Raw genomic sequence first — 12,783 nt, forward strand, 5'->3', positions numbered from 1 at the left:
TTGTTTTATGAATTAGGCGTTTGTCTTTGAGAAGGAGCAGAATTTAAGTATTCATCGGTTATTTTTGAAAGATTTAAAACTCCATTTTCTAGCATATCATCTTCTAAATAAGAAAAATTTAGCCTTAGATGATTGTTTTCCGGTTCTCCTGCAAAACAAGCTGATCCTGGAAGAAAAAAAATATTTTCTTTTTGACATTTTAATAGCAAGTGGTTGGTATCCCATCCGGGTGGAATAGACAGCCAAATATTTAACCCACCTGCTGGCTCAATCCATTGTATTTCTTTAGGCATATATGTTTGTAAGTACATTAGAACCTTGTCTCTTCGTAGCTTTAAAGTCGATCTCAACTTTTCCAAATGATTCTCCATCCTTTTAGAATAAAAAAATGGGAGAATTGCTTTTTGTGTTAATAATGGGCTGCCCAAATCTGCATTAACCTTAGATGCCAATAAACGGGTCAAAAGAGTACCATTAGCTGCAAGCAGACCAATTCGACAGCCAGGAACTAGAGTCTTGCTTAACCCTTTTAGATAAATGACAAAACCATTCGTATCCATACTTTTTATAGGTAAAGGTGGTTTTACATCAAAAAATATTTCACTCCATGGGTCATCTTCGACGATGATGATTTGATGTTCCTGGGCAAGAGTTAGCAGTTGCTCCCTTCTTTCTTGAGCTAAAACTATTCCTGTAGGGTTTTGAAAATTAGGGATGGTATATATGAGCTTGGGTTTATGCACTTCACAAATGTTCAACAGAAAGTCCATCCTAATCCCTGATGTATCTAAAGGGACAGGAATAATAGTAGCTCCCCGAGCCCGAAATGTATCAAGTGCTGCTGGATAAGTAGGAGATTCTACAACCACAATATCTCCAGGACCTAAGAATGTTCTCGAAACCAAGTCTATTCCTTGTTGAGTACCATTGGTAATTATTATATCCTGGTCGTTAACATACACATTTTGCTTTCGTAGCTGTTCACACATGGCTTGTCGAAGTTCTTTGTCACCTTGTACAGGGCCATATTTCGCCAAAATGCTGGGGTCTTTCTGTAACACCAATTGAATTTCTTTTTCCAAGTAACGGGTTGGAAGAAGCGAAGGTGAAATAGCTGCAATGGAAAATTGAATGCTGTTTTCGAACGAATCATAATAGGTAGCAAACTGTTTTCGAGGGAGATAATCGGGTATGGATATTTGCCATTGAAAATTATTTTCCTCTTCATCCACTTTGCTTTTTGAGAAAGAGCTTGTTTTAACAAACGTACCTTTTCCTTGAATACGAATAATCAGCTCATTTTTTTCTAACAAGTCATAGACTCGTACAATGGTCAGGAAACTTACTCCTAACTGCTTAGCCAACCCTCGAACTGAAGGCAATCGTTCTTCTTCAATCAAGGTCCCCGATCTAATTCGGTCCGATATATTTTCATATATTTGTTGATTAATAGATATATGGGAATTCCGGTTTATTTCAATTCTCATGATATCCCCTCCTTCTTTCAATCATTTATGTGTTATACACCTATATTGACTGTTATACATGCACATACGGTAAAGTAACGTTGATCTAAACGCCGCATACATATTTCGATATTATACAAAGAAAATTTATGTATGCAAAATTTTGTTTTTTTAGGATATTACATGAAAATAAAACCTCAGCATATTAAAATCACAAGAAAAAAGGCGGAAAAATCATGAAATATTTTGTTGTAGATGCATTTACAGATAAAGTTTTCGAAGGAAATCCTGCTGGGATCTGTGTTATGGATGAATGGCTTCCGGATGATCTTATGCAAAAAATCGCGATCGAAAATAACCTTTCCGAAACCGCATTTGCGGTAAAAGAAAAAGATGGTTATCGCTTAAGATGGTTTACCCCAGGGAACGAGATTGATCTCTGTGGACACGCAACCTTAGCAACCGCTTATGTCATTTCCAACTACTATGATCTGAATATTAAAACCATCAAGTTCCACACTTTAAGCGGAGAACTTGTTGTGGTCAAGAAGGATGACCTTTACTAAATGGATTTTCCTAGCAGAATGCCGAAAGTCTTTCCCCTGTCAGAGCAAATGATTGAGGCTCTTGGTGTAAAGCCTGTAGAGACTTATTTAGGCAGAGATCTAATGTTTGTATTGGAAAAAGAAGAAGATGTGTATAACGCTTCCCCCGACTTCTCCAAATTAGCGAACCTACCGGATGGTCTAGGCGTTACGATTACAGCGAAAAGTGAAAAATACGATTTTGCTTCAAGAAGCTTCTTTCCAAAACTTAATGTAAATGAAGACCCGGTGTGTGGCTCAGCTCACTGCAATCTTATTCCCTATTGGGCTAAACGTCTGGGCAAGGTAGAGATGGTTGCCAGACAACTCTCCAAACGCGGTGGAACATTATACTGTAGATATGACGGGGATAGAGTCAAGATTAGTGGTTCAGCAGCACTGTATTCCATTGCCGATATTCGCATTAAATAAGTTATCTCTACCTTTTAAAAGCCTCTACGTCAGTCTCGGCTTATCAACGACAAAAGAAAAAATCGTACATTAAGACACTCGTCTAATGTACGATCCCGCATTATTAAAGGAAAAATAGAGTTATTCTTTTCTATATTTACCTACAAGGTCAATGAGCTATCGCTATTTATAGCCTTTTCCTTCTTATGCTTCCGTTTCAGCTTCAGATGAGCTACGACCATATAAAGAGTCGGAACTACAAACAACGTTAAAATGGTTGAAAAAATCAGTCCGAATATAATGGTCGCTGCCAATGGCTTGAATAGAATTTCTCCCATCGTAGCAATCGGTATCATTCCGACGATCGCAGTTAGCGAGGTGAGCAAGATCGGACGGAAACGGGCAGAGCATGCCATTAAGATGGCTTCTGTTAATTCTGCGCCTTCACGCCGTGCATCTTCAATAAACTCGATCAATACAATACCATTGCGCACGACGATACCGGCAAGTGAAATGATACCCATAATACTCATAAAACCGATTGGCATACCTGTAATAAAGCTACCAAGCACTCCTCCTGCTGCTGCCAGGTACACAGTCGTCATTATAATGATCGGTGTGGAAACCGAGTAAAACTGCATGGTGATCAAGAGCAGAATGAGAAAAACAACGATAACGGCTAATTTGCCTAAATCCTTAAACAAATCGGACTGCGTAGATGTTTCCCCGTCCATTTCCCAAGTGTACCCCGAATCGAAATGTGTACTTGTAAGCTTGCTACGGATGTCCTGGGTGAGCTCCGTAGCCGTACGCCCTTTTGCATTGGCGGAGATCGTTACCGTCCGTTCCAAATCATAGCGGTGGATTTGCTGAATGGAAAAGTCCGGTTTCATCGTGGCTAACTGGGATAACGGGATCTGCTCTCCTCCCGCATTAGTGACACTTAGCTGTTGGAATAACACCTCAGGATCATGGTTAGGTTTATCCATGTACATATTGATATCCAGCAGTTCCTTACCCGTGTCAAAGTCCGTGACCTTCACTCCGTCACCCATTAGCAACAAAGTGCGGGTTAAGTTGGAATAATTGACCTGATATTTATCCAAGGCCTGCTGGTTGACTTGAAAATTCAAATTATAGCTTTGCATCCCCATATTATCGGTCACATCTACAGCTCCAGAAGTTCCCGCAACAATTTCTTTTATTTTTGTGGTCATCGTTTGCAACTTTCCAAGGTCTTCTCCTTTAATACGGACAGATACTGCACTACCGACTGGGATGCCTAATTGAGGAACACGTATACTTATTAATGCTGCTGGATATTTGGCTTGCAGCGTACTTGTCCAGCTGTCCACTGTTTTTTTGATATCAAAGACTCCCTCTTTACCAACAACAGTAAGTTGTCCGTGTACCGCTCCCACGGAGCCACTACCAGCTACTATATCGCTGTACATTTGAGGTGCTCCACCACCTGCCGTTGCTGCCAAATGTTCGGTTTCTGGCTGCTTTTTAACCCAGTTCTCAATCTCGGTTATAACCTGATTGGTTGCCTGCAACGACGTTCCTTCTGGCATCGTTACGTTGATTGTGGCATCCGGTTGGTCCGATTCAGGAAATAATTGAATGGGCACAATAGCAAGCAGTCCATAAGCTGCCGTACCAATCATAAGACCAATAAGCGCAGTGAAAAGTGGTCGACGCAGTATTCTCGGCATCCAGTTTTTAGCGTATACATTAGAGAGGGACTGAATTTGATTGCCAAGAAGCCCTGGAGGCTTGGTCGGTTTGCTACGTTCTTTACCTTTATGACGGTTATCGTACCATTGACGGAAAATAGGAATGATCGTAAGCGACATAATCATGGAGGCCAGCATCGTTAACGAAATAACGGTAGGGATCGGTTTAATAAAGTCTCCCATATTGCCCGGTAGAAATAAAAGCGGGGCAAATGCTGCAACCGTAGCCAGCGTGGCTGTAATGATCGATAAGGATACTTCTTTCGTTCCTTTAATTGCCGCCTCCGTAGCATCTTCCCCAAATTCAGAGCGTCGGCGTTCAATGTTGTCGTTTACCACAACGGCATCATCAACCAGTATCCCCAGTACGATGATTAATCCGATGACTGAAATTTGATTCAGCGTCGTTCCTGTCATCGGCAAGACAATAAAACCGATGGCAATAGAAACAGGGATAGCCAAGGCCACAAATGCAGAGGTCAGCAAGTTCAAACCTAATGTACAAATCACAATAACCGATGCAATAGCAATAATCATCTCTTTGGAGAGATTACCAAATATTTCACTTACACGGTCATTTTGAGCGAAAAGTAGTTCAAAATGTACATCCTTAGGTAAACTACTCGCAAGTTCGTTGATTTTGGCTGTTGCCGCTTTGGATACCGTTGGTACGTCTGTGCCTTTATCTCCACTCAAACTGATTGAAATAGCAGGCTTGGTATTCACATACGTATAACTCCCCGTTTTTTTTAAAACAAGCGAGGCTGAACCTATATCCTTCAAGGATATAGGGAACCCTTCTTCGTTGCTTGAAATCTGAACATTATTTAAAACATTGGGATCAGTTGAAGCATCTACTGTCAACTGATACGTACGCTGATTGAAATCCAGACTTCCTGTAGGCACTCTATCGTTTTCATTTTTAATGGCTTGAACGACCTGTTCCCAGGAGATGTCATATTGCTGCATTTTTTGAGTGTTCAGGCTTATCCGTACTTCTTGTTCTGGAATTCCTTGAATATTAACTTTTGAAATTCCTGAGACCGTTTTTAATTGATCTTTCCATTTATTCATCAATTCATTTAACGCATACAAATTTTCAACTTTATCAGAAGTGATTGCGTATGACCCGATGAAGGAGCCTGCCATACTATCATTGATAATGGGCTGCATCGCATCGTCCGGAAGTTCAGACTGCGCATCCTGTACCTTTGTACGAAGATCGGCCCACACTTTTGTCGGATTTGCCTCATCCAAAGCTTCTATACTTATACTAGATTGGCCCTTAGATGAAGTGGAAGAAATAGTTTTGACACCCTCCACTTCTTTAATTTTCTGTTCCAATATCTTCGTAATGGTTTGTTCGATTCTTTCAGGTGAGGCCCCTGGATACACAGTTGTGACACTGGCTGACATAGGAATAACGTCGGGCATCTCCTGTTTAGGTAACGATGCAAAGTTGTAAATCCCTAGCAAAATACACATGCCAAAGAAAATAAGTGTGATTTTCTGCTTTTTAACGATATATTTAATCATTCGGACGACTCCTCCGATTTCCCAAGTACATCATTCCCAATTAAATCACCATTAAATAAGGTTCCTGCTCCTTGCGTAACGATTTGATCGCCTGCCTGTAGCCCAGAGACCACTTCGAGTTGATTATTAGTCACTTTCCCCAGTTTAATCGCGGCTTTTACGGCCTTTCCATTCACAACTTTAAAGACATACGGGTCATTTTCCGTACTAATTACAGCCTCTACGGGTACTAAAAGCGCTTCGTTTTGATTCATGCTTTTAGAAGCACTAATGACTTGACCAGGCTTCCAATTCAGTTCAGGATTGGGAATGCTAACTTCCACATTGATGCTTCCCGTTTTGGAGTTAGTCGATGGATAGATCTGGGTAACAGTCCCTGTTCTAATTTCATCATAGAGAGACATATTTACTTTTTGGTTTTTCTTCCACGATAAGATTTCACTGTCCGGTACGGGGAGGAGTACTTTTAAAGTCTTGATATTCCCGACAACAAATGCCTCACTCCCGCTGGAGCCCAGTTGACCATCAGATATCTTTTTTTCAATCACAACACCTGTGATCGGGGAGGTTAAAGTAGCTTTTTTCAGTGACAAGGATGACTGTTCATAAGCAGCCAGTGCATCCTCATAGGTAGCCTGCGCCTGAGCTTTACTGGCTAGCCCTTGTTGCCTAGTAGCCCTAGCTGACTCCAGCCCTGCCCTGGCCTGATCTACGCCGGCCGAAGCTTGGGCACGCTGTTCCTGAGAGGCTCCCGCAAGCAAAAGGGACAATTGCTCTTGTGCGTCGCTTAAACTTTTTTGCGCATTTGTTAATTCTAGCTGTGCACTCTCATTTTCTGTCAATGATGCTGCACCTGCCTGGAACAGACTTTGCGTCCGGGCTGCATCTGCCTTTTTCTTATTGTAAGTATTGGTTGCTGCAGTAACCGCATTTTGAGACTGTGCAATCTCCTGCTTTTTGGCGCCATTGTTCAATTCCTGCAATTTGGATTGGGCCGCATTGACCTGGGATTGTGAACTATGAATGCCCGCCTGTGCCGATTGAACAGAAGCCTCCGCTTGGCTAACACCAGCCTTTGCCTTTTCCATGGTTGCCTTTGCCCGATCCAGCTGTAACTGGTAAGCAGATGTATCTAACTTCGCAAGGACACTTCCTTTTTCTACTGAATCCCCAACTTCGACCATAGTGTTCAATATACGTCCATCCGCTTCAAAGGAAACATTGGCCTCATTACTTGCCTGCAATGTTCCCGCCAAATTAAAATCATTGGCCAAAGGTTTCATTGCAAGTTTCTCAATTTTTACCGGGTGACTGGCTTCTGTTACAGTGTTCTCCGATGCACTGGAGCAACTGGAAGCTACTAAGGCTAATGCAACCCCTGCAATCATTATCCTGATTTCTTTTCTCTTCAACTAATGTCATCCTCTCTGATTCTCTCTTCTAAAGGTGCTATCAGCAACCCGTGGGTCAAGTAAACTTTTTCATCCTTTTTTCATGTTATAACAATGAACAAACAAAAAAATCGTACAAAGGGGCAAGCACCTTATGTACGACTGGGCAAATAAATAACATATTTTCAGTTATTATTTCTAAAGCTGTAAAATACCACGTTCCAACGAAACGGCAACAGCTTCGGATCTGGAATCAACACCAAGTTTGTTATAAATATTCGTTAAATGTGCCTTTACGGTACGCTCGGAAATTCCCATATCAAACGCAATTTCCTTACTTTTATAACCATGTGCAACAGACTTTAATATGTGCTTTTCCTTATCAGTCAGAACTAAGTTTCTTTCGTGTGACTCTATCTCAGCTTCTCTCTTATTCGTGGCAGCGAATACCCTTGCTGTTATTTCTGGCTGAAGCAGCGTTTCACCCCTTAGCGCAGACTCAATAGTGCGAAATAAGTTTTCTCGACTGGTATCTTTTAATAAATATCCTTTTGCGCCCAAAGAGAGTCCCTTAATCATTAAATCATCTTCGTTATAGGTCGTCAGGATAATGACTGGTGTTTCATTTTGTTTTTCTCTGAGGGCTTTCATGGTTTCCAAACCACTCATTTGTGGCATATATAAATCCAACAATATGACATGCGGCTGAAGTTCTTCGATCAATTTAAGAGCCGTTGCACCTTCTCCGGCTTCACCAATAACTTCATAACTGTCATTGGTCTCCAGCACCAGCTTTAATCCTTCTCTAACTACCCAATGATCGTCGACGATTAAAATCTTGTATTTCATGATAGGTCTCCTTTAGTAAGAGGCGCCTCTATTTTTATAGCTGTACCTTCTTGAAATATACTGCTGATATTGATTTTTCCACCCAGCATCCGCACACGTTCATGTATACCTATTATTCCGTAATGCCCTGTTTGCTTGGCAATAATATCCGTATCAAATCCTTTTCCATCATCGCGAATCTCGATTTCAATCTTACCTTCGTTATCTAAAATATTAATCCATACGGTATTAGCATGCGAATGCTTCGCTACGTTGGTTAAACACTCGCTTATAATAAACAATCCATGTTCGAATAACAGTCTGGGGACTGAAGCTTTAATTTTGATATTGCGTATTACACGAATGCTCGTAGCCATTGTAAATCGCTGTATTTCTTCCTCCACTGCTTCTGCAAAATCAACTTCCGAGATGGTTTTCGAACGCAGATTGTCTATAGCTCGCCTTGAATCAGACAATGTTCTTCGCACTTGTGACATCGATTGTTGGACGATCTCCTGAGCTCTTTGCGTACTTCCTTTTGTCAGATGGGCATCAATGGCTTCAAGCTGCATGATTAGCCCAGCAAGCCCTTGAGCCAGCGTATCATGAAGATCACGGGCCATACGTTGTCGTTCGTTAGCAATTGTAAGTTCTTCGACCTTTTGATGTGCGATTTCAAGTTCTTTAAGAACGTTTTGCGTTCGGATTCGTGCTTTGACTTGTTTGAGAAAAAGAACGGCATAAGCTACTATAACAACTGCAATTAGAAAAAACAGCGGGATGAACAACACAAATTGCTTGCCATCATTATGCCAGACCACAGCCACACAAAAAAGTACATAGGAGATCAAAAATACAAGAATAACCTTAAGCGGCTTGTAATAAATGCCTATACTCTGACCCACCAAAACTGGCATTAACCCAACCAGTACAATGGAGAAACTTTCAGGTAGAAGAAATGCACTTGAAAAGATCAATCCCCCTTGCACAACAAAATAAGCCCATGAAAAATATTTTGCAACTCTTTGAGCATGCAAGTACAAGAGGATGTGCAATATGATGATTACAGTGAATAAGACACTTTGCGGCAGATTTAGACCGCTGGACAAATGTTGAAGAATGACAGACTCACTATAAATTATAAAAATCCATATTATAGTTAACACTTTTGAAATATCTTTCTTCTCAAATTCACCTTCACTTTCACTTATTTCTGGATCTAGATTTTGAATCTGTTCATTGAATACATCAATCATAATTCCCTCCTACAATTCTGAATTCGGCTTTTCAACTTATTAGAGACAACGCCGCTATGAGAGCACCTGGTCCATTTAGTTTGAACAGAAATCATTTATATATTATTTTACAAAAAAACAAAAAGAAAAAAACGTACACATGGGCAATATCATTTGTACGTTTGGGCATTAAATACTATTTGTTCGATTCCAGCCCAATATGTGTCATATAAAAAGCACGCAACAGGTTACCCTGTGCGCGCTCGGTCATTCTCTATTTCTCCTCCAACTCATCCGGTATATCGTATTTATTGATATGCGAGGTTATTGCTGCAACTGCTTCGCTGGCATCCGTCGTGGCCGGTACTTCTCTAACCACATCATCCGTCTGGTCACGAAAATTCAAACGGTCTGCCTCGACTACTTTCTGTTGATTTGGTTTCATTTTTCATATCGCTCCTTTCTTATTCCAGTGCCTGATCTCGTTCCGTTAACGTGTACAAAGGTACTTCCCGTTCCTCTTCTGGATGGTTCAGCGCATAAATGCGTGCCGTCTCACTCTGCTCGTTCACATGCTGAATATAAATGGGTAACCCATCACACAACACATTCGCCATTATGGAAGAGGACGCTATTTCTTGCGCTCTTTGAACATTCACTTAGAAAAAACCTCCCTTGCTAAGTAGAGTTCCCCCTTACTATGCACGAGGTAAATATTTGTTATACACATTTCATGCCAACATGTGTTTTATGATCATGAAAGGATATCATTTGAAAATATAAATATTATTGTTATTATGGATTGAGAGATTCAGTGAAAACTGCAATCTTAATTGTAGAGAAAAGGAGTAATGATGAATGTTAAACATATTAATGGTTAACTTTCCGGCAGAAGGACATGTGAACCCTACGATCGGGATGACGCAAGCCTTTGCAGCACGAGGGGACCAAGTACATTACATTACAACTGAGAAATACAAGGACAGACTCGAAGCCGTTGGAGCAACAGTTCACCTGCATCCCGATCTGATCAGGACTGCTTCTATTCATACCCATACTCCGGCTGGGTTGAACGCATTTATGAATATTCATATCCAGACTTCAATGGACATATTAGCAATCACTAAGCAGCTGTCTGAAAGCATTGATTTTGACTTTGTATTCTATGATAGATTCGGAGCTGGCGAGTTAGTTAGAGACTATTTGAAAATCCCTGGTATTGCTTCATCCCCATCTTTTCTGATTTCACAGAATCGGATGGCTACCAATCTCTTTCGCTTTAATGAAAAAGTGCCATTTCAACTTGATGAACATGCCACGACCTCACTACATCTTATGAAAGAAAGATTCGGTGTTGCTCCCAAAGATATAGTTCAATTTATGAACAATACAGGGGCTCTAAACGTTGTATACACCAGCCGATATTTCCAACCAGACGCTGACAGCTTTGGTGAAGAGAATCTCTTTATTGGTCCCAGCTTCCCTGAGCGCAAAGGGGAACATTCTTTTCCTTTGGATGCACTACAAGATAAAAAAGTTCTGTATATTTCGATGGGAACAGTATTGGATCATACTGAAGACTTTTTTAACACCTGTATTGAAGCATTCTCTGATTTTGAAGGCATCGTCGTGATTGCTGCTGGTGAGAAAGCTGACTTTACGAAAATCAATCCAGCCCCAGAGCACTTTATGATCTCGCCCTATGTTCCCCAATTGGAGGTATTACGTCATTCAGATGTATTTATTACTCATGGTGGAATGAACAGTGTGAATGAAGGGATTCACTTTAATGTACCCTTGGTCGTACTGCCTCAGGACAAGGATCAGCCCATGGTCGCACAGCGGTTAACAGAACTTCAAGCTGGCTATCGTATAACCAAAGACCAAATCAATGTACAATCGTTAAGAGATGCCGTACATGAGGTAATGTCGAACGCGGCGTATAAAGAGGGCGTACAAAAAATAAATGATAGCTTCCAGCAGTCCGGCGGTACAGAAGAAGCCCTCGCAAAAATTGATGCCTATCTTCAAGATAAGCTTGTGTAAATCACACGATTACAATTCTACAAAAAAACAGGAGCCCTGACCATCATTGGTCGGGTGCCTGTTTGTCATGCATTTCTATGTGGATATATCCCACTTCTGAAACGAAGCCATCGTACACTTTCCGCTCGCGAACGCTCGAATGCCCGTAGATTCCACTCCCGGATACACTCTTCCTGTGAGGACGTATTCACCGTCGCCGATGAATATTTCCACCGAGCTTTTATCGACAAAAACCCGAAGCTCTAGACGGCCCTCGTGTAAGTCAACAGGCACTCTTCTCTCTCCACCCGGGCCTATACCGGCACGTTCTCGGTTGAAACGGAACAGACTATCATCGGGACGGTACGACAGTACAGTCTCCTCTTCGCTACCCACCCGCAGTTTCAAACCGAATTCATCGGTGTTATTGGCCTCAAACTCAAATACGACCTTGAGTTCGTAGCTATCTCCGCGCGTGTCCATAATCTGCTCACCTGTCAGTAAGATATCTCGCTGCTCAAACTGATTGCATCGGTAATTCTTTACCTCTTCAAGTGGACGGAACAGCAGCCTGGCGCCGTCGATAACCACTTCCCGCGGAAGACTCATCGCACCAGCCCAATGGTGCCCCTGCTGGGTCGGCATCTCCGACTCCCACATATCCATCCATCCGATGACGATACGCCGCCCTTTATCATCCAAGGTGGACTGTGGGGCATAGAAATCGAATCCGTGATCCACCTGAGCATACCGCTCTGCCGTAAATGTTCCGGCAGCGGAATTGAAATCACCTATACCGTACATAGTGGAATGCAGATTGCGGTAAGCCTCCCCCTGCGCAGGCATGCGCTGCGGGGAAAGCATAAATACGTGTCGACCACCGAGCGGGAACAGATCTGGGCACTCCCAATTATCGCCGAAGCCTCCGTCACTCGCAGCTAGTACATTGACATACGTCCAGCTTTTCAGGTCTTCAGAACGGTAAAGCAGTACAAGTCCGTTCCCTTTGGCATCATTAGAACCGAGAACGACGTAATAATGATCTTCGTGCCTGAACACCTTAGGGTCACGGAAGTCTTTACGACTGATCGTGTCTGGTACGGCGTCATAACCGATGACCGGGTTGCCCTCCCACTTTTCGAACGTTACTCCGTCTTCTGATACTGCAATTCCCTGTGACTGCTTGTAATCCTGATCTTTGTCAGGCCCGGTTACAACATGTCCGGTATACATCAGGACAAGCTTCCCGTCCTGCTCAATCGCACTGCCGGAGAAGCAGCCATCCTGGTCGAACTCACCGTCTGGTGCCAAAGCGATCGGCAGATAATCCCACTTCATAAGATCGCGGCTGACTGCATGTCCCCAGTGCATCGGCCCCCATACTGATTTATACGGGTAATGTTGATAGAACAGGTGATACTGCCCGTTATATTGAATGAAGCCGTTCGGATCATTCATCCAGCCGAATTCAGCCATTAAATGGTAGTGCAGCCGATAATCTGGCCGAAGCATATGCTTTGATTGGGAAATAAATTGATCTGCACATTCTCTCGTATACGTTCTAGTCTGCT

At 42.2% G+C, this 12,783-nt stretch carries 9 protein-coding genes and 1 pseudogene; 2 read left to right on the forward strand and 8 right to left on the reverse strand.

The features are described 5' to 3' along the window. Positions 1-5: 5 nt before the first annotated feature. Positions 6-1,487 carry a MocR-like pyridoxine biosynthesis transcription factor PdxR gene (gene pdxR / locus KAI37_RS22400; protein WP_071643141.1) on the reverse strand — a complete coding sequence of 494 codons (1,482 nt, stop codon included), beginning with the start codon at positions 1,485-1,487 and terminating at the stop codon, positions 6-8. A gap of 215 nt (positions 1,488-1,702) precedes the next feature. Here pdxR and KAI37_RS22405 point away from each other — a divergent pair. Further along, positions 1,703-2,482: pseudogene (locus KAI37_RS22405) on the forward strand (PhzF family phenazine biosynthesis protein). Positions 2,483-2,622: 140 nt separating this feature from the next. On the opposite strand, the gene KAI37_RS22410 reads toward KAI37_RS22405, so the two are convergent. From KAI37_RS22410 to KAI37_RS22435, 6 genes are all read right to left on the reverse strand, one after another. Beyond that, positions 2,623-5,733, reverse strand: coding sequence for an efflux RND transporter permease subunit (locus KAI37_RS22410; RefSeq protein ID WP_071643145.1), 3,111 nt, complete (start codon positions 5,731-5,733; stop codon positions 2,623-2,625). Next, positions 5,730-7,121 carry an efflux RND transporter periplasmic adaptor subunit gene (locus tag KAI37_RS22415; protein WP_220031518.1) on the reverse strand — a complete coding sequence of 464 codons (1,392 nt, stop codon included), beginning with the start codon at positions 7,119-7,121 and terminating at the stop codon, positions 5,730-5,732. The genes KAI37_RS22410 and KAI37_RS22415 overlap by 4 nt, the downstream gene beginning before the upstream one ends. A 201-nt stretch (positions 7,122-7,322) precedes the next feature. Next, positions 7,323-7,973: a response regulator gene (locus tag KAI37_RS22420; protein ID WP_025723800.1), complete on the reverse strand. Its 651-nt coding sequence runs from the start codon at positions 7,971-7,973 to the stop codon at positions 7,323-7,325. After that, positions 7,970-9,208, reverse strand: a complete 1,239-nt coding sequence (locus KAI37_RS22425) for a sensor histidine kinase (protein WP_071643147.1) — start codon at positions 9,206-9,208, stop codon at positions 7,970-7,972. The genes KAI37_RS22420 and KAI37_RS22425 overlap by 4 nt, the downstream gene beginning before the upstream one ends. A gap of 253 nt (positions 9,209-9,461) precedes the next feature. After that, entirely contained in the window at positions 9,462-9,632 is a 171-nt protein-coding gene (locus tag KAI37_RS22430; protein WP_179085973.1) for a hypothetical protein, read from the reverse strand. 19 nt (positions 9,633-9,651) lie between these two features. Further along, on the reverse strand, positions 9,652-9,846 hold the full coding sequence (locus KAI37_RS22435; RefSeq protein ID WP_025723179.1) for an H-type small acid-soluble spore protein: 195 nt from the start codon (positions 9,844-9,846) through the stop codon (positions 9,652-9,654). A 199-nt stretch (positions 9,847-10,045) separates the two neighbouring features. Here KAI37_RS22435 and KAI37_RS22440 point away from each other — a divergent pair, with 199 nt between their 5' ends. After that, positions 10,046-11,233 (forward strand): macrolide family glycosyltransferase, encoded by a 1,188-nt coding sequence (locus KAI37_RS22440; RefSeq protein ID WP_076294788.1) that lies wholly within the window; start codon positions 10,046-10,048, stop codon positions 11,231-11,233. Positions 11,234-11,308: 75 nt separating this feature from the next. Here the strand turns inward: KAI37_RS22440 and KAI37_RS22445 are convergent, their stop codons facing one another. Continuing rightward, positions 11,309-12,724, reverse strand: coding sequence for a glycoside hydrolase family 32 protein (locus tag KAI37_RS22445; RefSeq protein WP_220030253.1), 1,416 nt, complete (start codon positions 12,722-12,724; stop codon positions 11,309-11,311). Between the last annotated feature and the right edge of the window lie 59 nt (positions 12,725-12,783).

Source organism: Paenibacillus sp. S25, from assembly GCF_019454085.1.
In the GTDB taxonomy this organism is placed as follows: Bacteria; Bacillota; Bacilli; order Paenibacillales; family Paenibacillaceae; genus Paenibacillus; species Paenibacillus polymyxa_B.